At 51.9% G+C, this 23,598-nt stretch carries 20 protein-coding genes, 1 other RNA gene and 1 pseudogene; 16 read left to right on the top strand and 6 right to left on the bottom strand.

Annotation, left to right across the window (positions count from 1 at the left end):
• The first annotated feature begins 97 nt into the window (after nt 1–97).
• The 8 genes and pseudogenes from btuC to selO all read left to right on the top strand — a co-directional run bounded on the left by btuC (nt 98) and on the right by selO (nt 6,244).
• Nucleotides 98–1,078, top strand: a complete 981-nt coding sequence (gene btuC / locus ACHHZ6_RS07660; protein ID WP_182918575.1) for a vitamin B12 ABC transporter permease BtuC — start codon at nt 98–100, stop codon at nt 1,076–1,078.
• Nucleotides 1,079–1,111: 33 nt separating this feature from the next.
• A complete protein-coding gene (locus ACHHZ6_RS07655) occupies nt 1,112–1,663 on the top strand; it encodes a glutathione peroxidase (protein WP_182918574.1) in 552 nt (183 codons plus the stop codon).
• Nucleotides 1,663–2,418, top strand: a complete 756-nt coding sequence (gene btuD, locus ACHHZ6_RS07650; protein ID WP_395122059.1) for a vitamin B12 ABC transporter ATP-binding protein BtuD — start codon at nt 1,663–1,665, stop codon at nt 2,416–2,418. The genes ACHHZ6_RS07655 and btuD overlap by 1 nt, the downstream gene beginning before the upstream one ends.
• Before the next feature lie 74 nt (nt 2,419–2,492).
• Complete coding sequence (locus ACHHZ6_RS07645) at nt 2,493–2,957, top strand: NlpC/P60 family protein (protein WP_182271164.1); 465 nt, start codon at nt 2,493–2,495, stop codon at nt 2,955–2,957.
• A 293-nt stretch (nt 2,958–3,250) separates the two neighbouring features.
• On the top strand, nt 3,251–3,400 hold the full coding sequence (locus ACHHZ6_RS07640; RefSeq protein ID WP_395122058.1) for a hypothetical protein: 150 nt from the start codon (nt 3,251–3,253) through the stop codon (nt 3,398–3,400).
• Between the two features lie 28 nt (nt 3,401–3,428).
• Nucleotides 3,429–4,126 (top strand): IS1-like element IS1B family transposase gene (locus ACHHZ6_RS07635; protein ID WP_095033700.1). Its coding sequence is split into 2 segments (ribosomal slippage): nt 3,429–3,678 and nt 3,678–4,126, totalling 699 coding nucleotides; the frame shifts between segments, so codons are not numbered across the junction.
• Nucleotides 4,127–4,146: 20 nt separating this feature from the next.
• Nucleotides 4,147–4,740, top strand: a pseudogene (locus tag ACHHZ6_RS07630) (EAL domain-containing protein); the annotation flags it as partial.
• A 61-nt stretch (nt 4,741–4,801) separates the two neighbouring features.
• Complete coding sequence (selO, locus tag ACHHZ6_RS07625) at nt 4,802–6,244, top strand: protein adenylyltransferase SelO (RefSeq protein ID WP_182918571.1); 1,443 nt, start codon at nt 4,802–4,804, stop codon at nt 6,242–6,244.
• 55 nt (nt 6,245–6,299) lie between these two features.
• Here the strand turns inward: selO and ACHHZ6_RS07620 are convergent, their stop codons facing one another.
• Nucleotides 6,300–7,217, bottom strand: coding sequence for a LysR family transcriptional regulator (locus ACHHZ6_RS07620; protein ID WP_182918570.1), 918 nt, complete (start codon nt 7,215–7,217; stop codon nt 6,300–6,302).
• A gap of 480 nt (nt 7,218–7,697) precedes the next feature.
• Between ACHHZ6_RS07620 and ACHHZ6_RS07615 the strand changes: the two genes are divergently transcribed.
• From ACHHZ6_RS07615 to pta, 7 genes are all read left to right on the top strand, one after another.
• A complete protein-coding gene (locus ACHHZ6_RS07615; protein WP_395122057.1) occupies nt 7,698–8,417 on the top strand; it encodes an SDR family oxidoreductase in 720 nt (239 codons plus the stop codon).
• Between the two features lie 10 nt (nt 8,418–8,427).
• Complete coding sequence (locus ACHHZ6_RS07610; protein WP_182920042.1) at nt 8,428–9,636, top strand: acetyl-CoA C-acetyltransferase; 1,209 nt, start codon at nt 8,428–8,430, stop codon at nt 9,634–9,636.
• A gap of 61 nt (nt 9,637–9,697) precedes the next feature.
• On the top strand, nt 9,698–11,032 hold the full coding sequence (locus ACHHZ6_RS07605) for a GntP family permease (RefSeq protein ID WP_196391184.1): 1,335 nt from the start codon (nt 9,698–9,700) through the stop codon (nt 11,030–11,032).
• 13 nt (nt 11,033–11,045) lie between these two features.
• The gene (locus tag ACHHZ6_RS07600) at nt 11,046–12,602 is read left to right on the top strand and encodes an acyl CoA:acetate/3-ketoacid CoA transferase (protein WP_196391185.1); all 1,557 of its coding nucleotides are present in this window, start codon (nt 11,046–11,048) and stop codon (nt 12,600–12,602) included.
• A 61-nt stretch (nt 12,603–12,663) separates the two neighbouring features.
• Complete coding sequence (locus ACHHZ6_RS07595; protein ID WP_182918566.1) at nt 12,664–13,086, top strand: MaoC family dehydratase; 423 nt, start codon at nt 12,664–12,666, stop codon at nt 13,084–13,086.
• Nucleotides 13,087–13,096: 10 nt separating this feature from the next.
• On the top strand, nt 13,097–14,296 hold the full coding sequence (gene fabV / locus ACHHZ6_RS07590; protein ID WP_395122056.1) for an enoyl-ACP reductase FabV: 1,200 nt from the start codon (nt 13,097–13,099) through the stop codon (nt 14,294–14,296).
• A 58-nt stretch (nt 14,297–14,354) separates the two neighbouring features.
• On the top strand, nt 14,355–16,493 hold the full coding sequence (gene pta, locus ACHHZ6_RS07585) for a phosphate acetyltransferase (RefSeq protein WP_395122055.1): 2,139 nt from the start codon (nt 14,355–14,357) through the stop codon (nt 16,491–16,493).
• Between the two features lie 87 nt (nt 16,494–16,580).
• Here pta and aroH read toward each other — a convergent pair whose 3' ends face one another.
• Nucleotides 16,581–17,627 (bottom strand): 3-deoxy-7-phosphoheptulonate synthase AroH, encoded by a 1,047-nt coding sequence (gene aroH, locus ACHHZ6_RS07580; RefSeq protein WP_196391188.1) that lies wholly within the window; start codon nt 17,625–17,627, stop codon nt 16,581–16,583.
• 152 nt (nt 17,628–17,779) lie between these two features.
• On the bottom strand, nt 17,780–18,613 hold the full coding sequence (gene ppsR / locus ACHHZ6_RS07575) for a posphoenolpyruvate synthetase regulatory kinase/phosphorylase PpsR (protein ID WP_182271167.1): 834 nt from the start codon (nt 18,611–18,613) through the stop codon (nt 17,780–17,782).
• A gap of 335 nt (nt 18,614–18,948) precedes the next feature.
• Here ppsR and ppsA point away from each other — a divergent pair, with 335 nt between their 5' ends.
• Nucleotides 18,949–21,327: a phosphoenolpyruvate synthase gene (gene ppsA, locus ACHHZ6_RS07570; protein ID WP_182271168.1), complete on the top strand. Its 2,379-nt coding sequence runs from the start codon at nt 18,949–18,951 to the stop codon at nt 21,325–21,327.
• A gap of 109 nt (nt 21,328–21,436) precedes the next feature.
• Here ppsA and ACHHZ6_RS07565 read toward each other — a convergent pair whose 3' ends face one another.
• The 3 genes from ACHHZ6_RS07565 to ydiK all read right to left on the bottom strand — a co-directional run bounded on the left by ACHHZ6_RS07565 (nt 21,437) and on the right by ydiK (nt 23,368).
• Nucleotides 21,437–21,640, bottom strand: coding sequence for a hypothetical protein (locus tag ACHHZ6_RS07565; RefSeq protein ID WP_395122054.1), 204 nt, complete (start codon nt 21,638–21,640; stop codon nt 21,437–21,439).
• Nucleotides 21,641–21,937: 297 nt separating this feature from the next.
• Nucleotides 21,938–22,045, bottom strand: an RNA gene (rprA, locus tag ACHHZ6_RS07560) — antisense sRNA RprA.
• A 207-nt stretch (nt 22,046–22,252) separates the two neighbouring features.
• Nucleotides 22,253–23,368 (bottom strand): AI-2E family transporter YdiK, encoded by a 1,116-nt coding sequence (gene ydiK / locus ACHHZ6_RS07555; RefSeq protein WP_395122053.1) that lies wholly within the window; start codon nt 23,366–23,368, stop codon nt 22,253–22,255.
• Nucleotides 23,369–23,598: the final 230 nt, after the last annotated feature.

The following is a 23,598-nucleotide window of genomic DNA, read 5'->3' as shown; positions in this document are numbered from 1 at the left end:
CTAACTAAAAAGGCCGCTATCGCGGCCTTTTTTCTTTGCGCTCTTTGGCAAACCCGCCGTAAAATCAATACCATCTCATCTTTATATAACTGCATCCATGTTTGATTTTGCCCATCGCCAGCACTGCTCCGACCGACGCCGCCTGCTTGTCCTCGTGCTGCTGCTCATTGCCGCCGCTGGTGTCAGCTTATGCGCAGGCGACAGATGGCTGGGGCCGGAAAGCTGGTTTGGCCCTGACGGGCAGCTTTTCGTCTGGCAAATTCGCCTGCCGCGTACGCTGGCGGTGATCCTGGTGGGAGCCTCGCTGGCGCTGTGCGGTACAATTATGCAGGCGCTTTTTGAAAACCCTCTTGCGGAACCTGGGCTGCTTGGCGTCTCGAATGGCGCGGGGGTCGGGCTGATTGCGGCCGTCATGCTGGGGAGCGGCGAACTGTCAGCCTGGGCAATCAGTCTGAGTGCCATCCTCGGCGCGTTGCTGATAACCATCATTTTGCTGCGCTTTGCCAGACGGCATTTATCGACCAGCCGGTTGCTGCTTGCCGGGGTGGCGCTGGGGATCATCTGCAGTGCGTTGATGACCTGGGCGGTCTATTTTTCTACCTCGTTCGATTTGCGTCAGTTGATGTACTGGATGATGGGCGGTTTTGGTGGCGTCGACTGGCGACAAGGCTGGCTAATGATGCTACTGATCCCGGTCATTCTGTGGGCGGGTTTCCAGGCGCATCCGCTGAATATTCTTGCGCTGGGCGAAACGTCGGCTCGTCAGCTCGGCATGCCAATTGCACTCTGGCGTAATGTGCTGGTGATTGCCATTGGCTGGATGGCAGGCGTTAGCGTGGCGCTGGCAGGGGCGATTGGCTTTATCGGGCTGGTGATACCGCACATGCTGCGTCTGTGTGGTATCACCGACCATCGAACCTTACTTCCTGCCTCGGCCGTTGCCGGGGCGGCAACGCTGTTGATTGCGGATATCATCGCCCGGCTCGCGCTGACAGCCGCTGAGCTGCCCATCGGTGTAGTGACAGCCACGCTGGGCGCGCCGGTATTTATCTGGCTACTATTAAAAGCCGGACGTTAAATCACTACACGTAAGACAACCTGAGGGGATGCTATGCAGTACGATATTCTGAATACCGAAGTGACCACCATTGACGGCGAGAAGACCACGCTGGAAGGGTATAAGGGCAAGGTTTTGCTGCTGGTGAATGTGGCGTCTAAATGTGGTCTGACTCCGCAGTATGAACAACTTGAGAACATCCAGAAAGTCTGGGAGAAAGACGGTTTTACCGTGCTGGGCTTCCCGTGCAACCAGTTCCTGGGCCAGGAGCCGGGCAGCGAAGAAGAGATCAAAACGTTTTGCAGCACCACCTACGGCGTGACATTCCCGCTGTTCAGTAAAATTGATGTGAATGGTGAAGACCGCCACCCACTCTATGCGAAGCTGGTTGCCGCCGCGCCGACAGCCGTTGCGCCAGAAGGGAGCGGTTTCTACGAGCGTATGGCGAGCAAAGGGCGTGCTCCGCTTTATCCGGACGATATCCTGTGGAATTTCGAAAAATTCCTGATTGGTCGGGACGGTCAGGTTATTCAGCGTTTTTCTCCGGATATGACACCTGAAGACCCGACGCTCACTGAGTCTATCAAGCGGGCACTGGCGAAATAATGACGTTGTTGATGCAGCTTACGGACGTTGCCGAGAAGGAGCGTCTGGAGCCGGTAACGGCGACAATCAATGCAGGAGAAATCCTGCATCTTGTTGGGCCGAATGGCGCGGGGAAGAGCACCTTGCTGGCGCGTATGGCGGGGCTGACCAGCGGGCCGGGGGAGATCTCTTTACTGGAACACTCCCTGGCCGACTGGTCACCGGTATCACTGGCGCACCGGCGTAGCTACCTGGTGCAGCAGCAGATTCCGCCGTTTGCGATGCCTGTCTGGCACTACCTGATGCTGCATCTGCACGATAAACAGCACACGGCGTTGCTCACGGAAGTGGCTGCGGCGTTAGGGTTAGAAGATAAACTGTCCCGGCACGCCAGCCAGCTTTCCGGTGGAGAATGGCAGCGCGTGCGTCTGGCGGCTGTCATTCTCCAGATCCATCCCGCAGAAAATCCTCACGGGCGTTTGCTCCTTCTGGATGAACCGATGAGCGGTCTGGATGTTGCTCAGCAGGCTGCACTGGATACCCTTCTAAGCGCGCTGAGCCGTCAGGGTATTGCGGTCGTGATGAGTAGCCATGACCTGAACCATACGCTGCGTCATGCGCACAGAGTATGGCTCCTGGCCCGGGGGAAAATGATCGCCAGTGGCACGCGTGACACCGTCCTGACGCCGCCTAATCTGGCTCGCGCTTACAACATGGCGTTCCGCAGGCTGGATATAGAAGGACATAAGATGCTGATTTCTACCGCGCAGGAGTAAGCGTTTCTTGCCTGTTAGCACAATTGCACGCTAAATTACGAAAAGAACAAAAAAAGCAGAGGATTCGTCTGAAAATGCGATTCTGGTTTCTCCTGGTGGCAGCGTTATTTCTTGCGGGATGCAGTAGCCATCGTGCGCCGCCGCCTAACCCGCGGCTTTCTGATTCAATTACAGTCATTGCCAGCCTGAACGATCAGCTGAGCAACTGGCGCGGCACGCCTTATCGCTACGGCGGCATGAGCCGTGGTGGTGTGGATTGTTCCGGTTTTGTCCTGATGACATTCCGCGATAAGTTTGACTTACAGCTTCCGCGCGAAACACGTAAGCAGGCTGAAATTGGTACGGAAATCGATAAAGATGATTTGTTGCCCGGTGATCTGGTCTTTTTCAAAACCGGATCGGGTGAAAGCGGCCTTCATGTCGGCATTTATGATACGGATAACCAGTTTATTCACGCCTCGACCAGCCGTGGAGTGATGCGTTCTTCGCTCGATAATGTCTACTGGCGTAAAAACTTCTGGCAAGCACGGCGTATTTAGTGCAAAGCACACAAATCACTTATGGCGGCATGGGAGCGAATATACTATGCCGATTTTTTGGAATAAGATGATTAAAGTTAAATTTACGACGAATTAGTTATGTCCATATGTGTCTGTTTTATCTAAAACTGGCTATTATTCAGCAACCAGGATAAGATTATTTTAGATTCAGGGATAAATCTGAAAAATAATACGGAACTAATGAAATTAATCTTATTAAAATCAAGACAGTGGAATTGTGTCGGCAATTGCTCCAGGATGTCCTCTCTCATCTTTAGTGCGGGGCGAGTGCAATGATTATCACGCTAGATAATGATTACCAATCTGAACTTTTGCTCCAGCCTGCCCGTAATAGCGCAGGTGAGCTGAAAGGTTTAGAGATTATGGTTAACTTTACTGGCGTCGGTACAAATGTAGGTGATGCTGCCAACTTACTGATTTAGTGTATGATGGTGTTTTTGAGGTGCTCCAGTGGCTTCTGTTTCTATCAGCTGTCCCTCCTGTTCAGCTACTGACGGGGTGGTGCGTAACGGCAAAAGCACTGCCGGACATCAGCGCTATCTCTGCTCTCACTGCCGTAAAACATGGCAACTGCAGTTCACTTACACCGCTTCTCAACCCGGTACGCACCAGAAAATCATTGATATGGCCATGAATGGCGTTGGATGCCGGGCAACCGCCCGCATTATGGGCGTTGGCCTCAACACGATTTTCCGCCATTTAAAAAACTCAGGCCGCAGTCGGTAACCTCGCGCATACAGCCGGGCAGTGACGTCATCGTCTGCGCGGAAATGGACGAACAGTGGGGCTACGTCGGGGCTAAATCGCGCCAGCGCTGGCTGTTTTACGCGTATGACAGGCTCCGGAAGACGGTTGTTGCGCACGTATTCGGTGAACGCACTATGGCGACGCTGGGGCGTCTTATGAGCCTGCTGTCACCCTTTGACGTGGTGATATGGATGACGGATGGCTGGCCGCTGTATGAATCCCGCCTGAAGGGAAAGCTGCACGTAATCAGCAAGCGATATACGCAGCGAATTGAGCGGCATAACCTGAATCTGAGGCAGCACCTGGCACGGCTGGGACGGAAGTCGCTGTCGTTCTCAAAATCGGTGGAGCTGCATGACAAAGTCATCGGGCATTATCTGAACATAAAACACTATCAATAAGTTGGAGTCATTACCCAAATGTACGCATCCCGACTGAACTGGTTATCGCACGTCTGACCCCTGCAGAAGAGCTCTCGCTGTTTCACGAAAAGCTGCAATTGCTTGATACCTGCAAACTGTTTTTTATTCAGCACCAGTTAATTGCATGGATCAATATTACACCTGCTATTGTTGAATTTTTATTAACTAGTGAGAATACCGTTTCATTACTCGAACGTTATCCGTTTCTGGAGTTTACGGTTAATGAGAACTATCCAGGCTTAAATAACGGCAAGGACGATCTGGTTCTGGCGAGAATGGCGATCCGGTTTCCACTGGTTCTGGCCAATTTTGGTGCAGGTGCAGCCTCTCTCAAAGCGGTGTATGACGGTTTGTTTAAGCGGGTTATTCTGGACAAGGGCTTTATCCAGCAGCGTGCGCCCGAACTCTCTTTTGAGCCTTTTATGCGCGCAATCCTCTGGCAAATAACGCCTCATTGCCAGTCGGTGATCGTGTCCGGGGTTGACGATCACAACTTATTGCAACGAATCTTATCCTTTAACGTTGGCGCGATGCAGGGAACACTCTGGCCAGCGGTCTCTGCGGAGCAGGTCACCACGCTGGTTCAGCGATAACCCTTGCTTTCGCCCGTGTTTAAGTCCAGGTAAACCCTCTACACTAAAAGCAGGAGGACCTATGACCCTGTCTTTTACTGCGCACTGGCATGATGAGTTGCCCGGCTTTTATACCGCACTCAAACCAACACCATTACAAAATACCCGCCTTATCTGGCACAACGACCGGCTGGCAGGTGAGCTGGCTATCCCGCCCGGTATGTTCCAGCCTTCAGAGGGTGCAGGCGTCTGGGGTGGCGAAACGCTACTGCCAGGCATGCAGCCACTTGCTCAGGTCTACAGCGGACACCAGTTTGGCGTCTGGGCGGGGCAACTGGGTGATGGCAGGGGTATCCTGCTTGGCGAACAGCAACTTCCCAACGGGGACACAGTTGACTGGCATCTGAAAGGCGCAGGCCTGACACCTTATTCGCGCATGGGTGATGGCCGTGCGGTACTGCGTTCAACCATCCGCGAATGCCTGGCGTCGGAAGCAATGCATGCGCTGGGTATCCCCACCACGCGTGCGTTGTCGATTGTCACCAGCGACACTCCGGTCGCCCGGGAAACGATGGAAAAAGGCGCAATGCTGATGCGCATTGCGCAAAGCCACCTGCGTTTTGGGCATTTTGAACACTTTTACTATCGTCGGGAGCCGGAAAAGGTTCGCCAGCTTGCTGACTATGCTATTCGTCGCCACTGGTCACATCTGCAGGATGAGGCCGATAAATATGTGCTCTGGTTCCGCGATGTTGTCGCGCGTACCGCTTCGATGATCGCCCGCTGGCAAACCGTGGGGTTTGCGCACGGCGTGATGAACACCGATAACATGTCTATTCTGGGGCTGACCTTCGATTATGGTCCGTTTGGTTTCCTGGATGACTATCAGCCGGGTTATATCTGCAACCACTCGGACTATCAGGGGCGCTACAGTTTTGACAACCAGCCTGCCGTGGGGTTATGGAATCTCCAGCGCCTTGCGCAAAGCCTGTCGCCATTTATCGACGTTGACGGCCTGAATGATGCACTCGACAGCTATCAGGAGATATTGCTGCGTGAATATGGCCAACTGATGCGGAGCAAACTGGGGTTAATGACGCAAGAGAAGGGGGATAACGACATTCTGAATGCGTTGTTCGCTCTCATGGCCCGCGAGGGCAGCGATTACACCCGTACTTTCCGCATGCTGAGCGAAACGGAACAGCACAGCACTGCGTCACAGCTGCGCGATGAGTTTATCGACAGGCAGGCATTTGATGACTGGTTCGCCACTTACCGCGCCCGCTTGCAGCAGGAGCAGGTTGATGACGCCACCCGGCAGGCCAGTATGAAGGCGTCAAACCCTGCGATAGTGTTGCGCAACTGGCTGGCACAGCGCGCGATCGCCCAGGCAGAGCAGGGGGATGTTGAAGAGCTGCACCGTCTGCATATTGCATTGCGTACGCCATTTGCCGACAGGTGCGACGACTATGCGAACCGCCCGCCGGAGTGGGGCAAACGGCTGGAAGTGAGCTGTTCGAGTTAATCTGTCTGAAGACGCAAGCCCGGCGAGACGTATTGCCGGGCCTGACGCAGATGGCTCAGGAGTAGTGGATCAGATCTTTGATTTCCAGAGTCCTCTTCACCAGAAAATCTTTAAATTTAAGGCATCGCGATGGCATGACCTTTAGCGAACGAAACCAAAGACTTATCTCAAATTTACTCTTAATATAGTTATCCAGAATAGAAACCAGTTCACCCTTTTCCAGCTCTTTCTTGACCAGTGGGAGCGGAAGATAAGCAATGCCTCCCCCGGCCAGGGCAACGTCCTTGAGAAACTCGCTATTCTCAATCTCTACTGTTTTGGCTATCTCTATGGTCGTAACATCCCCGTCCACGTCAAACTGCCATCGGTTCCCCCCTACCAGCGTTGAAGTATAAATACAGTTATGGAACTTAAGCTCTTCGGGCGACTGCGGTTCACCGTATGAATCGATATAGCTGGGTGAACAACATACAACCAGAGGATAGTTAAAGAGGGCTTTCTTGATTAACTGGCTGTCTGGCTCCATATGGCCGCGATAGGTAGCACCGGCGCGAATATAAAAATCAATATCGCTATTTTTTTCATCAACATAGGCTGTTTCTTCGATACGAAAACTCACTTCCGGGCAAATAAAGAGATATTCACCGATGATTTTGGAAAGAAAATTTCGTGAGAATAGCGGAGTTGAGGCTATTGAGATCACGCCCCGATCGGTGTTGTTGGAGGTTTCGACTTCTTTATAAATATCCTGAATACCTAAATAAGCAGCATAAAAACGTTCATATAACAGCATGCCGGCTTCTGTCGGTTGGCTTTTGCGTGTGGTGGAAATAAGTAAAGGAACGTTTAGTTTTTCCTCTAACTCCTTCAACCAGCGACTCCCTGTTGCTGCCGTAATGTGAAATTCTTTTGCTGCTTCAGATATCGAACCGCAGCGTACGACATGCATAAAGAAAACAGTTTTATCCAGCATTCACTCCCCCAGAGATTGAACAAGATGGTTTGTTTCTTAAAGGAATAAAGGTAATTTCGAATGTTATAATTACTGCTTTGTTTTATCAGAGTATAGGGCGGGGGGAAGAACGAAGTCAATGTTTGAGTTGCGTCCTGGAAGTTATTATCTGAAAAATTGATCGGGTTAAAATAGACCATCGTTTTTTGCAAAACAGTTTTTATTTTTTTTAATTAACGGGCGATTTTTTTTGTTCGGTATGTGAGTTTGATCGCTATTCAACCCTGTGCCAGGGTGATTTCAAAGGTGTTATTTCATTGAAAATAAAGAGTTTGTTTTGCGTTGTTGGTATTGTGTGAAAAATGTTAATCAGTTTTTATTGCACCTTGCTGATAATCCTCTTTAGATTGTTTAGTGACACCATAGTTGTTATTACTGAATACGAAGGTTACCTCAGGTAATTCTCGTAAACATACGGGATAATTTTCTATGGAGAACAATATGCATAATAAAATTTGTATTGTTACTGGTGCGGCGCAAGGTATTGGCCGAAAAATCGTAGAGCTCTTCTCGCAGGCTGGTGCAGCTAAGATTTATGCTTGTGATATTCAGCATGGTGATAGCGAAGTACTTAAAAATGTTATTCCTGTTACGCTTAATGTCTGCGACCGGCAGGCCATTCAGGAAGTGGTAAATAAAATCCAGCAGCAGGATGGTCATATTGATGTCCTGGTGAATAATGCGGGCGTCACCCGTGATAATCTTATTAATAAGATGACGGAACAGGACTGGGATCTGGTTATTGATATTAACCTGAAGGGTGTTTTCAATATGACTCAGGCGGTGGCCCCCATCATGATGGAAAACAATACCGGTTCCATTATCACCATGTCTTCCGTTGTAGGAACCGACGGTAATATCGGCCAGAGTAATTATGCGGCGACGAAAGGCGGCGTTATTGCAATGACGAAAGGCTGGGCTAAAGAGTTTGCCCGTAAAGGGGCAAAAGTACGCGCCAACTGTGTCGCACCGGGTTTTGTGGTGACTCCAATGACCAAAGATCTGCCGGAAAAAGTGATTGACCACATGATTGCCAAAACCCCTTTGGGCCGCATGGCAACTGCGGAAGACATTGCCAACGGTGTCCTGTTCCTCGCCAGCGAAAAATCGAGCTTTATTACCGGTCAGACGCTGAAGATCGATGGCGGGCTGGTTATCTGAGGAGCCGATGATGAAAAAAGTCTATATCGTTGGTGCGAAACGTACTGCGCTGGGGGCGTTCGGTGGGAGTCTGATGAGCGTTCCCGCCAGTGATCTGGCTGCTACCGCCATTTCAGCCGCTATCGCCCAGAGTAAAATCAATCCTGAAAATATTGATGAGGTTATCGTCGGCAACGTTCTGGCTGCAGGACAGGGAATGGGGCCGGGGCGGCAGGCAGCGGTAAAAGCGGGGATCCCTTTTCAGGTTCCGGCACTGACGCTGAATATGATCTGTGGCAGCGGCATGAAAACCGTCATTGATGGCACGCTAAAAATCAAAAGTGGTGAGATGGATTTGGTTGTTGCTGCGGGTATGGAAAACATGTCCCAGGCACCGTATCTGGTCGATAGCCGTGCCCGTTTTGGTCTGAAGATGGGCAACCAACAGATGACCGATTCGCTGATAGCCGATGGGCTAACGGATGTATTTAACCGCTATCACATGGGGGTGACGGCAGAAAATATTGCGCAGAAATATTCCATCAGTCGGGAAGAGCAGGACATTTTCGCACTGAAAAGCCAACAACGTGCGGTGCAGGCGGTGGAGCAAGGTCGTTTCGACGATGAAATTGCTGGCGTGACTGTCACCAGCAGAAAAGGCGAAACGCAGTTTGCGCGTGATGAATACCCGCGTAAAGACGCTTCTCTGGAACAGCTTGCCAAATTAAAACCGGCATTTGACAAACAAGGCACCGTGACCGCGGGTAATGCCTCTGGTATTAACGACGGCGCTGTCGCGCTGATCCTGGCGTCTCAGGAGGCGGTAGACAAGTGGCATCTGGAGCCGCTGGCTGAAATTATCGCCTGCGGACAGGGCGGTGTTGATGCCGCCGTGATGGGGCTGGGGCCGGTGCCGGCCATTGCGGATGCGCTCACGCGTGGCAAATTGACCCTTCGCGATATTGAACTGCTGGAACTCAACGAAGCCTTTGCCGCGCAGGCCATTGGCGTGATGCGTGGATTGTGTGCTGAACATGGCGTCGACGCCGCGTGGTTTGAAGGGCGGACTAACGTGAACGGCGGAGCCATTGCGCTGGGACATCCATTAGGTGCATCCGGTGGACGCATTATTGTTTCACTGCTCTATGAAATGATTAAGCAGAATAAAAAAACAGGCCTGGCGTCACTCTGCATTGGTGGCGGTATGGGGACTGCAATCATTATCAAACGCGCACAATAAAATAACCTTTGTTCGCATTGTATCGTCAATGCGAACAGCACTCTTATTCTCAGAGGACATTATGACTGGATTAATCCTCTCTTTGGTTTTACTTATTTATCTTATCTATCGTGGCGTACCCGTATTAATTGTCTCACCATTAATGGCCATGCTTGCGGTACTCCTGGGGTCAGAAATACCCGTGCTCTACTCCTGGACAGGCCCGTTTATGCAGTCGGTGGTGGGATTTGTTGCTGCCTATTTCCCCATATTTCTCGTAGGCGCGATATTTGGTACGTTAATGAACGCCAGTGGTGCAGCATTAACGATTGCGCAGTTTATTTCCCAGGCAATGGGGCCGCAAAAAGCGATCCTCGCAGTTATTCTCGCATCATTTTTACTTACCTACGGCGGTGTGTCTGTTTTTGTTGTGGTCTTTGCCGTTTTACCTATCGCCAGAACTATATTTATCAACAGCGATTACCCTCGTCGTTTGCTACCCAGCGCAATTTGTGCGGGATGTTTACCGGCTTATGTTGCGCCAGGTTCGGCGCAGTTTATTAACACTATTCCCATTCCGATTTTTAAAACGACTATCTATTCCGGTATGGATATCGGCATCATCGGGACGCTTGTCTGGTTAATTATTGGCGTGTGGTATATGACCCGTCTGGTTAGGCAGGCTAAAAGCCAGGGTGAAGGTTACGGAGAAGGGCTGGAGGGTGAGAAAACTATTGCGCAGGGAAATATCCTGGTTGCCATGACACCGATTGCAATCGTTATTTTCGGTAATATTTTGCTCACACAATATTTCGAACTTGACCATGTCATTCAGCATTACGCCAGCGTTGGCGGTATTCAGGGGATTTGGGCTATTACAGTTTCGCTGTGTATTGCCATTGTCGTTACGCTGGTGCTCTATCGTAAAGAGATTGGAAACACAACCCGAACACTGGCGCAGGGGGCGAACGACTCGCTGACTCCCATCTTTAACACTGCAACCCAGGTGGGCTATGGCGGTGTGGTGAAAATGTTGCCGGTTTTTGCGGTGATCAAGGCCGCGGTGTTTGCTATCCCAGGGTCAGCAATGATTGCGGCTTCTGTTGGAACGGCAGTGCTGGCCGGGATTGTGGGCTCCACGTCCGGTGGCGTTGGGCTGGCGATGCTGGCATTCGGTAAAGAACTGATGGCGTTATCGGTCGAACATAATATTCCTGCCGGGTTGATGCACCGGGTGATTGTTTTCAGTGCCTCGACCTTCGATACGCTACCTCATTCTGGCTTCATTATTACATTGCTGGGCGTCTGCGGCTTAACACATAAACAAAGCTATAAAGAGCTGTTTATCGTTACCTGTATTTTCCCTGTATTCGCAGTGGTCGCCATGATCGCTTACGCCACATTCTTTTTAATTTAAAAAGGTTATTATCATGCAATCTGTCAAACAAATTACGGCACAGCAGGCAGCTGATTTAATTCAGGACGGCGATAACGTCATTTTGGGTGGTTTTATTGGTGCTGTCGTACCGGAGTCTATTGAAAAAGCAATTGAAGACAAATTCCTGGCGACGGGGCACCCTCGCCATCTGGGGCTTATTTTTGCGGCCGGGCAGGGCGATGCAAAAGAGAAGGCCAATAATCGCCTGGCGCATGAAGGGCTTGTGAGCCGTGCCATTGGTGGACACTGGGGTCTTATCCCACGTCTGCAAAAGCTCGCGAATGAAGGGAAAATAACGGGTTATAACTTACCACAGGGCGTTATTTGTCACCTGTTCCGTGACAGCGCGGCAGGCAAAATGGGCACCTTCACGCACGTGGGGTTAGGCACATTTGTCGATCCCCGCGTTGAAGGGGGAAAAATCAATGCCAAAACAACGCAAGATATTGTGACGTATACCGAAGTGAATGGCGTTGAAAACCTCTTCTATAAAAAAATCGACGCCAATATCGCTATTCTGCGGGGGACGACAGCAGATACCCGGGGCAATATTACGATGGAAGACGAATGCCTGATTCTGGAAAACCTGGCGGCGGCTCAACTGGTGCATAACCAGGGGGGAAAGGTGATTGTCCAGGTGAAGCGCATTGTTCCGGATGGTTCGCTGGATCCGCAGCAGGTGAAGATCCCGGGGATTTTCGTTGATGCTATTGTGGTGGCTGAAGGTGAATTACACATGCAGACCTTTGCCGAGGCGATGAACGAAAATTATGTTGGTCGCGGTGCTCGCACCGGAGATCAACGTAAGCCTCGTCCGCTGGACGTCAAGAAAATCATCGCGCGGCGTGCGGCAATGGAGCTGAAAAAGAATGCGATTGTTAACTACGGCATTGGTGCTCCGGAAGTGATTGCGCAAATCACGGATGAAGAACACGTGACGCAGGAACTGATTGCCACCGTTGAGCCGGGCGCAATCGGGGGTTCCCCGGCCGGTGGGCTCTCTTTTGGGGCATCAGCATTCCCTGAGGCCATCATTACTCAGGATCAAATGTTTGATTTCTATGATGGTGGTGGTCTGGATCAGGCTTTTCTGGGGCTGGCGGAGACGGATGCAAAAGGCGATCTTAATGTCTCAAAATTTGGTGTGAAAATTGCGGGCTGCGGTGGGTTTATTAACATCACCCAGAACGCAAAACAGGTCTTCTTCTGCGGCTCGTTTACCGCTGGTGAAAGCGATATTGTCGTTGAAGACGGTCAACTCAATATCCGCCGCGATGGCCATATACTGAAGTTCATTAAGCAGGTGCAACAAATCACATTCTCTTCCGATACGGCCCGTAAGAATAATAAGACGGTATATTACATTACCGAACGGGCAGTATTTAAATTAACCGCCGGTACGATTGAGCTGGTAGAGATAGCACCTGGTATTGATTTGCATCGAGATATTCTTGATAAAATGGAATTTATGCCGAAGATCAGCCCATCATTAAAAACGATGGATGCGCGTATCTTCAGTGAACAGCCAATGCAGCTAAGTTTGAAATAATCGTTCAACTGATTTCTCCGATTCTTTTTTAATATTGCGATTATCTATCGAGGGTATGACCGTGTCTTATACAATCAAAGATATGTTTATTGGCCAAAAAGCCAGTTTTGAAAAAACGATCACTGAAAGTGATGTGCTGCTGTTTTCAGGTATTTCCGGCGATATCAATCCGGTACATATCAATGACGTGGTGGCAAAAGAGAGCATCTTTGGCAAGCGCGTCGCGCATGGCGTGCTGGTGTCCGGGTTGACCTCTGCCGTACTGGGGATGCAATTACCCGGCGAGGGAACCATTTATCTTGGGCAGGATAATAAATTCCGCCGCCCGGTTTATATTGGTGATACCGTTAAAGCCACCTGCGAAGTGATTGAGCTGAATACCGAGAAAAATATTGCCAAATTAGCCACCACCACCACCAACCAGAATAACGAAATTGTTATTGAAGGCATTGCCGTGGTGATGGCTCCGAAAAAAAGAGCATAAGGATATAAAGATGATTATTGAACCTGTTATTAATGGTGTAGTGGCCAGAACGGCCCACCCTGAGGGCTGCAAGCAGGCGGTGAAAAATCAGATTCATTACAGCCAGCATCACAAGCAAATTCAGCATGGCCCTAAACGTGTGTTAATTCTTGGGGCATCTTCCGGTTTTGGCCTGGCTGCCAGAGTCGCGCTGACATTTGGTGGCGCGAAGGCGGATACCATTGGCGTATCATTTGAACGTGGGCCGGGCGAAAAGGGTGTGGGTACGGCAGGCTGGTATAACAACGTTTATTTCCGCCAGCAGGCCGAAGCAGAAGGGCGCATTGCCCATAATATCGTGGGTGATGCCTTTTCTGCCGAAGTAAAAGAACAGGTTATTGAGCTTATCAATCGTGATTTCGGTGGCCAAATTGACCTGGTTGTCTACAGCCTGGCAACCGGTATGCGCCCCGATCCTAAAACCGGTGAAATGTGGCGCTCCTGTCTGAAAACGGTGGGAAAACCTTTCAGCGGTAAGACCGTTAATCTGGAAAAGGATTGTCTGGATACCACCGTACTGGATGTGGCGAATGACGCCGAGATCCTGGCGACGGAAAAGGTGATGGGCGGTGAAGACTGGGAGGAGTGGATCCACTGGCTGCAGCACCATAACGCGCTGGCGAAAGGGGCGAGAACGGTAGCCTTTTCCTATATTGGCCCTGAAATGACATACCCCATCTACCATGATGGAACCTTAGGGCTGGCGAAGAAGCATCTGTCTCAGACGGCGGAGCGCCTGAATGCGCAACTGTCTGCTGATAATGGCGGGGCCTGGGTGTCGGTCTGTAAAGCGCTGGTCACCAAAGCCAGCGTCTTTATCCCCGCATTTTCCCCGTATGTGCTGTGCCTGTATCAGGTGATGAAACAGATGGGATTGCATGAAACCTGTATTGAGCAAATGCAGCGTCTGTTCACCGATAAACTCTACGCCGGGGGACAGGTATCGGTTGATTCTTCCCGGCTTATTCGTGTTGATGACCGGGAGTTACGTCCGGACGTGCAGCATGCGGTGAGCGAGTTAATGAGCACGCTTAACGACGACAATTTCACGCAGGTTGGCGATTACGCAGGGTACAAAAAAGAGTTCCTGCAGCTCAACGGTTTTGGTTTCGATAATGTTGATTACCAGAAACATATTGCGTTGTCTGACCTGATGGCGATGAAACCGTAAACGTCAAAAGCCTGTTGCCGGTGGTGACAGGCTTTTTCATGTCTGATGAGGAGACTCCGTGTCACGTACCATCATGTTAATTCCTGCGGAACCCGGTATCGGCCTGACCAGCGTCAGTCTTGGGGTGATCCGGGCTATGGAGCGTAAAGGCGTCCGGCTGAGCGTATATAAACCCATCGCTCAGCCCCGGGATGAGAATGCCGTGCCCGATCGCACCACTGCGATCATCCGTGCAAGGACGGGCTTGCATGCGGGTGCACCGCTGACAATGAGCGATGCAGAAGCCTGGCTTTCCTGCAATCAGAAAGACGTGCTGATGGAAACCATTGTTGCCCGTTATCATGCCGCCAGCGAGCATGCGGAAGTGGTGCTGGTGGAAGGACTTATCCCGACACGCCAGCATCAGTTTGCGCAATCGCTGAATGTCGAGATCGCGAAGACGCTGAATGCTGAAATTGTGCTGGTGATGTCCCACGGGCGACAAACGCCTGCACAGCTGCATGAACGTATGGAACTGGCGCGCAGCGGGTTAGGTAGCGCAAAAAAGATGCTCTCTGGTGTGATCGTCAACAAGATTAATGCTCCGCAGGAAGGGCGCGAAGCGATCCAGAGTGAAATGTCTGCGCCACAAGACGGGCTTTCACGCCCGCTGGCGTGGCATAACTTTACGGCCAGACTCTGTTCGAACAGTCCTGTTCCGGTACTGGCTGCTGTCCCCTGGAGTGCGGAATTAATTGCCGTACGGGCAATTGATATGGCCCGCCATCTGAATGCGCAGATACTGAATGAAGGAGACATCCGGCAGCGCCGCATTCGCGCGGTTTCATTCTGCGCCCACAGCGTTGCGCACATGCTGGAACACTTCCGCGCAGGCTCCCTGCTGGTGACCTCCGCAGACCGCCCTGACGTGCTGGTTGCAGCCTGCCTGGCAGCAATGAACGGCGTGGAAATCGGTGCCATTCTGCTGACCGGTGCTTACGAGATGGACCCACGCGTCAGCAAGCTCTGCGAGCGCGCTTTTGCCACTGGCCTGCCGGTCTTCATGGTGAACACCAACACCTGGCAGACCTCCCTGAGCCTGCAGAGCTTCAACCTGGAAGTGCCGGTTGATGACCACGAACGTATCGAGAAAGTGCAGGAATACGTTGCGGGTTACATCAATGCAGACTGGATCGAATCCCTGACTGCGACTTCTGAGCGCAGCCGTCGTCTGTCTCCACCAGCCTTCCGTTACCAGCTGACTGAGCTGGCGCGTAAAGCGGGCAAACGCGTTGTTCTGCCTGAAGGTGATGAACCACGTACCGTTAAAGCGGCAGCTATCTGCGCAGAACGCGGTATCGCGACCTGTGTGCTGCTGGGTAACCCGGATGAAATCACCCGTGTGGCGGCCTCTCAGGGCGTTGAGCTGGGTGCGGGTATCGAAATCGTTGACCCGGAAGTGGTTCGCGAAAGCTACGTTGCCCGTCTGGTTGAGCTGCGTAAGAGCAAGGGCATGACCGAAGCCGTTGCGCGTGAACAGCTGGAAGACAACGTGGTGCTGGGTACGCTGATGCTGGAACAGGACGAAGTTGACGGTCTGGTTTCTGGTGCTGTTCACACCACCGCGAACACCATCCGTCCGCCACTGCAGCTGATCAAAACTGCACCGGGTAGCTCGCTGGTGTCTTCCGTGTTCTTCATGCTGCTGCCTGAACAGGTTTACGTTTACGGCGACTGTGCGATCAACCCGGATCCAACGGCAGAACAGCTGGCTGAAATCGCTATCCAGTCTGCAGACTCCGCGATTGCCTTCGGTATCGAACCGCGCGTGGCGATGCTCTCCTACTCTACCGGCACTTCTGGTGCAGGCAGCGATGTAGAGAAAGTTCGCGAAGCGACCCGTCTGGCGCAGGAAAAACGTCCTGACCTGATGATCGACGGCCCGCTGCAGTACGACGCTGCGGTAATGGCTGACGTGGCGAAATCCAAAGCGCCTAACTCACCGGTTGCCGGTCGCGCTACCGTGTTCATCTTCCCGGATCTGAACACCGGTAACACCACCTACAAAGCGGTACAGCGTTCTGCAGACCTGATCTCCATCGGGCCAATGCTGCAGGGTATGCGCAAACCTGTGAACGACCTGTCCCGTGGTGCGCTGGTAGATGATATCGTCTACACCATCGCGCTGACCGCGATCCAGTCTTCGCTGCAACAGTAATGTATTGCCGGATGATACTTCGCATCCGGCTTACAGACCCGCTGGCCCGGTAAACGCTAGCGCCACCAGGCAATAACGGACCATTTTTCAGAAGCGACTATCAACTGCCGCTGCCAGTTTCTCCAGCAGCAGTTCGGTATCTTCCCAGCTCAGGCATGGGTCGGTAATAGACTGACCGTACACCATCGGCTGCCCGGCAACAATTTTCTGCGTACCTTCCTTGATGAAGCTTTCGGCCATAATACCGGCAATGGCGCTGGAGCCGCTGCGGATCTGCTGGCAGACCTCATCGCAAACATCCAGCTGGCGACGATGCTGTTTCTGGCAGTTACCGTGGCTGAAATCCACAACCAGGTGTTCCGGCAGGTCAAATTCGGCCAGCGTTTCGCAGGCTGCGGCGATATCCTGTGCGTGATAGTTCGGTTTTTTACCGCCACGCATAATGATATGCCCGTACGGGTTGCCGCTGGTCTGGTAAATGGTCATCTGGCCGTTTTTATCCGGGGAGAGGAACATATGGCTGGCACGTGAAGCACGGATCGCATCGACGGCAATACGGGTGTTGCCATCGGTACCATTTTTAAAGCCAACCGGGCAGGAGAGGGCTGAAGCCATCTCACGGTGGATTTGGCTTTCCGTGGTGCGAGCGCCAATGGCACCCCAGCTTATCAGGTCGGCGATAAATTGCCCGGTCACCATATCGAGGAATTCGGTCGCAGTCGGTACACCCAGCTCATTCACCTGCAACAGCAACTTACGCGCCAGCTCAATGCCGTGATTGACGCGATAGCTGCCATTGAGATCAGGATCGGAGATTAACCCTTTCCAGCCCACGACGGTACGCGGCTTTTCAAAGTAGGTGCGCATCACAATCTCCAGACGCTGCTGGTGTTTATCACGCAGACCCTGAAGGCGTTTTGCATAATCCATTGCGGCATCCAGGTCATGGATGGAGCAAGGCCCAATAACCACCAGAAGACGTTTGTCTTCACCATTGAGGATTTTTTCAATGCGTCGGCGGGATGCCGTTACATGTTCCGCAACACCTGCGGAAAGGGGGTGCCGCTGTGCCAGTTCAGACGGTGTCACCAGGCTATCAATGCGCGCGGTGCGGAGTTCGTCAGTTTTATTCATGGGATATCTCAGAAATTTTTTGCTTCATCGGCAGACTACCGGGAAGTGATGGGCATCACCTTAAACCAATCCCTGCTGATTTCAAGTTCGGGGCGGTTCCGCCCCAATAGTGAGCACCATGATACCTGATTTTGTATTGATGTACTAGCTTGTTAGTACATCCGGCGATTCAGCCCCATGATGTCGAGCATTTTGGTCGCAATTTCTTCTACCGAGTAGTTGGTGCTGTTGAGCCAGGGGATCTGGTTTTTCCGGTACAGCGCTTCAACCTCAGAGACTTCCATTCGACACTGGCGCAATGAGGCGTAACGGCTGTTTTCGCGCCGCTCTTCCCGAATAGCCGCCAGGCGTTCAGGGTTGATGGTCAGGCCAAACAGCTTGTGCTGCAACGGCTTAAGCGCGGCAGGCAGGATCAGGTTATCCATGTCATCGGCAATAAAGGGGTAGTTTGCCGCGCGAATACCAAACTGCATGGCCAGGTAGAGGCTGGTCGGCGTTTTTCCGCAGCGTGACACACCCAGCAGGATCACCTGAGCCTGATCCAGATTACGCAGAGAGATACCATCGTCGTGCGCCAGCGTGTAATCAATGGCGGCGATGCGCGCATCGTACTTGGTCAGGTTACCGGGGTTCAGCCCGTGAGTACGGTGAGCGATGGGGGTCGGGTCGAGCTTCATTTCGTTCTGCAACGGGGCGACCAGAGCCTGCACAATGTCCTGACAGAAGCCTTCACTTTGCAGAATAATGGTGCGAATTTCTGGAATAACGATGGAATAGAAAACCAGTGGTCGGATACCGGTTTGCTGATAAATAGCGTCAATCTGGTCTTTCACCGCCCTGGCGCGGCTCTCATTTTCCACAAACGGCAGCGTGATGCTGTTAATCGTAACGGGGAATTGCGACATCACCGCGTGCCCCAGCACCTCGGCGGTGATCGCCGTACCATCGGAAATATAAAAAACATGGCGATCGACAGCATTATCCATTTTATTCACCCTGAATAGCGTACGTAATTGTCTGAAAGCATAAATTAAAAAAGTAAAATACACAGCAAAGAACTTATCCTAATTATAAATGAAATGGTGTTTTTAATTTTCCTGAAAAGTGGATTTCATTTTTCCAGTAGTAGCTTTATTTCTATGGTTTTTTCCCGAATATATAGGAATCATCGGGTTAGTGACAGGTGGGAAAGTGTCCGAAAAGTTGAAAATTTAAATTGCTTACACGATTCACCGTTTTTTTAGCGGGAATAAATATGCCAGTATAAATACGTAGTCAGGTGTTTCTTACTCCGATCAAATATCACAAAAGGATTGTTTCGATGTCCAACAATGGCTCGTCACCGCTGGTGCTTTGGTATAACCAACTCGGCATGAATGATGTAGACAGAGTTGGGGGCAAAAATGCCTCCCTGGGTGAAATGATTACAAATCTGTCGGGTATGGGTGTCTCCGTACCGAACGGGTTTGCCACAACTGCCGATGCGTTTAACCTGTTTTTAGACCAGAGTGGCGTAAACCAGCGCATTTACAACCTGCTGGATAAAACGGATATTGATGACGTCACCGAGCTTGCGAAAGCCGGGGCGCAAATCCGCCAGTGGATTATCGACACACCTTTCCAGCCGGAACTGGAAAAAGCCATTCACGATGCGTACAACCAGCTCTCCGCTGATGATGCGCAGGCGTCGTTTGCCGTACGTTCTTCTGCCACCGCAGAAGACATGCCGGATGCTTCGTTCGCCGGACAGCAGGAAACCTTCCTGAACGTTCAGGGTTATGATGCCGTACTGGTAGCGGTGAAGCATGTGTTTGCCTCCCTGTTTAATGACCGCGCTATCTCCTATCGTGTGCATCAGGGCTACGACCACCGCGGTGTCGCGTTGTCCGCAGGTGTGCAGCGCATGGTGCGTTCCGACGTAGGGTCTTCCGGCGTGATGTTCTCCATTGATACCGAATCCGGTTTCGACCAGGTGGTATTTATCACTTCCGCGTGGGGTCTGGGTGAGATGGTTGTGCAAGGGGCGGTTAACCCTGACGAATTCTATGTTCACAAACCGACGCTTGCGGCAAACCGTCCGGCGGTGGTTCGCCGTACGATGGGTTCGAAAAAAATCCGCATGATCTATGCCCCGACGCAGGAGCATGGCAAGCAGGTTAAAATTGAAGATGTGCCGCAGGAGCAGTGTGACCGCTTCTCGTTGACCGATGCCGAAGTGCAGGAGCTGGCGAAACAGGCGGTACAGATCGAAAAACATTACGGCCGTCCGATGGATATCGAATGGGCGAAAGACGGTAACACCGGCAAACTGTTTATCGTGCAGGCACGCCCGGAAACCGTCCGCTCGCGCGGTCAGGTGATGGAGCGTTATACGCTGCACGCGCAGGGCAGAATTGTGGCTGAAGGCCGTGCTATCGGTCACCGCATCGGTGCGGGCCCGGTCAAAGTGATCCACGACATCAGCGAGATGAACCGCATTCAGCCGGGCGACGTGCTGGTAACCGACATGACCGACCCGGACTGGGAACCGATCATGAAGAAAGCTGCGGCAATCGTCACTAACCGTGGCGGCCGTACCTGCCACGCCGCAATCATCGCCCGTGAATTAGGTATTCCGGCCGTTGTTGGCTGTGGTGATGCAACCGAACGCATGAAGGACGACGAAAAAGTGACCGTCTCCTGTGCCGAAGGTGATACCGGCTACGTCTATGCCGATATCCTGGACTTCAGCGTGAAAAGCTCCAGCGTGGATACCATGCCGGATCTGCCGCTGAAGATCATGATGAACGTCGGTAACCCGGACAGAGCGTTTGACTTCGCCTGCCTGCCGAACGAAGGCGTAGGGCTGGCGCGTCTGGAATTTATCATCAACCGTATGATCGGGGTACACCCGCGCGCACTGCTGGAGTTTGACGACCAGGATGCGAAGCTGCAAAGCGAAATCCGCGAGATGATGAAAGGCTACGACTCACCGAAAGAGTTCTACGTTGGTCGTCTGACCGAAGGGATCGCGACGCTGGGTGCTGCGTTCTATCCGAAACGCGTGATCGTGCGTCTGTCGGACTTTAAATCTAACGAATATGCCAACCTGGTGGGCGGTGAGCGCTACGAGCCGGAAGAAGAGAACCCGATGCTGGGCTTCCGCGGTGCCGGACGTTATGTCTCCGACAGCTTCCGCGACTGTTTTGCGCTGGAGTGCGACGCGGTGAAACGCGTGCGCAACGACATGGGGCTAACCAACGTTGAGATTATGATCCCGTTCGTGCGTACCGTGGATCAGGCGAAAGCCGTGGTTGACGAACTGGCGCGCCAGGGTCTGAAGCGCGGCGAAAATGGGCTGAAGATCATCATGATGTGTGAGATCCCGTCCAACGCCCTGCTGGCTGAGCAGTTCCTGGAGCACTTCGACGGCTTCTCCATCGGCTCCAACGATATGACACAGCTAACGCTGGGTCTGGATCGCGATTCTGGCGTCGTCTCTGAGCTGTTCGATGAACGTAACGAGGCGGTCAAAGCGCTGCTGTCGATGTCCATCCGTGCGGCGAAGAAACAGGGCAAATATGTCGGGATTTGTGGTCAGGGGCCTTCCGACCATGAAGACTTTGCCGCCTGGCTGATGGAAGAGGGGATTGATAGTCTGTCCCTGAACCCGGACACCGTGGTGCAAACCTGGTTGAGCCTGGCTGAGCTGAACAAGTAAAAATATGATGGGCTTCCTGGTAACAGGAAGCCCATATGATTAAGGCACAATAATGTTGATTAATTCATCAGATACATCTCTGGCGAAACGCGCTTTGGCATAGAACTTGTCATCCCCCGAATCTTTCCGTGGTATCAACAGTATAGGTGTAAGTTCCGTTAGCGCAGCGAGATTCGGTTGCGCCAGTTTTTACAACCTGGTTATTTTTGTCGCGTTCCAGTACGGGAACGTCGACACAGGTTTGTTGTGTGCCTTGCCGCACTTCCGGTTTGGTTCTGGAACAGGCATTTGAATAACGCTGCGCATTGCTCATGCGCAATAGTCCCCACGAACCCGTTCCAGATTTGATTTTTCGATCTCACTTTCAACTGCCATCCTGTTAATCATCCCGCAGGAGGTTAATATCAGAGTTGAAAAAATATTTTCACATTTCATGGCGTTTTCCTTAACTAAAAATATTGCTTTGCATACTCTGCTATTACCCGACTATATCCAATAAGTCTGAAAGTAAAGGCTGAGCCTCCAGATGAAATCGCAAATTCAGAATATAACTATGGACTCTACCAGACGATTAAATACGCTCGCCATTGGGTTTGTTGTTTTTATAAGCAAAAAAAAAAGCCCATCGTGGGAGATGGGCAAAGACTACACACAGCAATTCGTTGTTTCACTCAGGGGATTTCCATGCTTATAAATCAAGGTGTTGATCTATAACCGTGAGCTAATAGTAGGCATTGCGTTTTTTTGCGTCGATCAGATTCGTCTCAATAGTTAAAGAGTCGTAAAGATTTTTTGAAGTGGATGACAGAGTTACAGCTGGTTTTGCGGGTCAGACCAGTGCGCAGAGAATAAATAGTTTAACAATGGTTAAGTATTGCGGGGAGCAATTCAGGCCGGGTAAACGTAGCGCTACCCGGCCATACCGTTACTGTTTGTTCTGGTCTTCCAGCTCTTCCAGTTCGCTCAGGATCACGTCCGGGTCAGTTCCCGGCGGTGGTACTTCATGCACCCAGGCGGAGAAGAGACGCCATGTCACTGCCAGAAGTACCGGACCAATAAACAGACCGATCATCCCAAATGCAATCAATCCACCAATAACGCCTGACAGGATCAGGATCAGCGGCAGATCGGCTCCCATACGGATGAGGATTGGGCGAATGACGTTATCCATCGTCCCGACCACGCAGCTCCAGACCAACAGGACGGTGCCCCAGGTGGTATCACCTGTCCAGTAGAGCCAGATAATGCAGGGTATCAGCACCAGCAATGGTCCCAGTTGCGCAAGGCAGGTCATCAGCATCACGACGGTAAAGATGGTTGCGTAAGGCACACCTGAGATGGCAAGCCCGATACCGCCCAGCACGGCCTGCACCAGCGCAGTCACCACCACGCCAAGCGCAACGGCACGGACGGCCTGAGCGGCCAGCAGAACGGCCGCATCGCCGCGTTTACCCGCCAGTCGGGTGGCAAAATGACGGATCCCCAGAGCCACTTGTTCACCACGCCAGTACAGCAGGGCGCTGAAGACCAGCATCAGGGTACAGTGCATCATAAACCGGCCGATATGCGCGGCCTGACCAACAAACCAGGTAGTGGTGGTGCCAATATACGGTCGCACTTTCGTCATCAGCGCACTGCCGCCCATCTCCAGCAGGCTGTGCCAGCCGCTGTAGAGTTTTGCGCCCACGACGGGAATACTGTTGAGCCAGGCGAGATCCGGCAGCGTCAGATCGCCGCTGGAGATGGCGCGAATAACCGGGCCACTGGAGTCAACAAGGCTATTCACCAGCAGCGCAATCGGAATAATAAACAGCAGGAACAGCAGCAGGGTCATGACCAGCACCGCCAGACCACGCCGTCCAAAGAGCAGTTTCTGCAAACGCAAGAGTAAAGGCCAGGTCGCGACGACCACGGTCGCGGCCCAGGCAAAGCCGAGCACGAAAGGTTGAACAATCCACAGACACGCAATAATCATGATGGCTAAGAACAGCACCGACAGTAAAATTTGCGCAACATCCCTGGGCTGACGGAGATTGACCATAAATAAAACTTTCCTTAAATGAACGCCAGACAGGCCGGCGGAAACGTAAAACCGCGTCTCTCTAATCATTAGTGATTTCAGCGATTTTTGACAGGCGGATTTTGCCTGTAATTCTGCTGAGCGTATAAGAAAAAAATGTGATAAAAAGTTGGGACACAACGCAAACGATTATCTCCTGAATAATTCGGGCTGCAGGAAGGCGGCAAGTGAACGAATCCCTGGGCGCATGG

The organism is Enterobacter cloacae complex sp. 2024EL-00214 (assembly GCF_043945575.1).
GTDB lineage: Bacteria > Pseudomonadota > Gammaproteobacteria > Enterobacterales > Enterobacteriaceae > Enterobacter > Enterobacter cloacae_P.
Note: the sequence above shows the minus strand (reverse complement) of the source record. Positions and strands in the feature narration are given on the sequence as shown.

Coding starts and splice junctions, on each gene's coding strand:
- ACHHZ6_RS07565 (WP_395122054.1), bottom strand. CDS start 21,640: ATGAGCAATGCGCAGCGTTATTCAAATGCCTGTTCCAGAACCAAACCG.
- ydiK (WP_395122053.1), bottom strand. CDS start 23,368: ATGGTCAATCTCCGTCAGCCCAGGGATGTTGCGCAAATTTTACTGTCG.
- ppsR (WP_182271167.1), bottom strand. CDS start 18,613: ATGGATAATGCTGTCGATCGCCATGTTTTTTATATTTCCGATGGTACG.
- ACHHZ6_RS07645 (WP_182271164.1), top strand. CDS start 2,493: ATGCGATTCTGGTTTCTCCTGGTGGCAGCGTTATTTCTTGCGGGATGC.
- selO (WP_182918571.1), top strand. CDS start 4,802: ATGACCCTGTCTTTTACTGCGCACTGGCATGATGAGTTGCCCGGCTTT.
- btuD (WP_395122059.1), top strand. CDS start 1,663: ATGACGTTGTTGATGCAGCTTACGGACGTTGCCGAGAAGGAGCGTCTG.
- ACHHZ6_RS07610 (WP_182920042.1), top strand. CDS start 8,428: ATGAAAAAAGTCTATATCGTTGGTGCGAAACGTACTGCGCTGGGGGCG.
- ACHHZ6_RS07605 (WP_196391184.1), top strand. CDS start 9,698: ATGACTGGATTAATCCTCTCTTTGGTTTTACTTATTTATCTTATCTAT.
- aroH (WP_196391188.1), bottom strand. CDS start 17,627: ATGAATAAAACTGACGAACTCCGCACCGCGCGCATTGATAGCCTGGTG.
- ppsA (WP_182271168.1), top strand. CDS start 18,949: ATGTCCAACAATGGCTCGTCACCGCTGGTGCTTTGGTATAACCAACTC.
- ACHHZ6_RS07640 (WP_395122058.1), top strand. CDS start 3,251: ATGATTATCACGCTAGATAATGATTACCAATCTGAACTTTTGCTCCAG.
- fabV (WP_395122056.1), top strand. CDS start 13,097: ATGATTATTGAACCTGTTATTAATGGTGTAGTGGCCAGAACGGCCCAC.
- ACHHZ6_RS07620 (WP_182918570.1), bottom strand. CDS start 7,217: ATGCTGGATAAAACTGTTTTCTTTATGCATGTCGTACGCTGCGGTTCG.
- ACHHZ6_RS07655 (WP_182918574.1), top strand. CDS start 1,112: ATGCAGTACGATATTCTGAATACCGAAGTGACCACCATTGACGGCGAG.
- ACHHZ6_RS07600 (WP_196391185.1), top strand. CDS start 11,046: ATGCAATCTGTCAAACAAATTACGGCACAGCAGGCAGCTGATTTAATT.
- ACHHZ6_RS07615 (WP_395122057.1), top strand. CDS start 7,698: ATGCATAATAAAATTTGTATTGTTACTGGTGCGGCGCAAGGTATTGGC.
- btuC (WP_182918575.1), top strand. CDS start 98: ATGTTTGATTTTGCCCATCGCCAGCACTGCTCCGACCGACGCCGCCTG.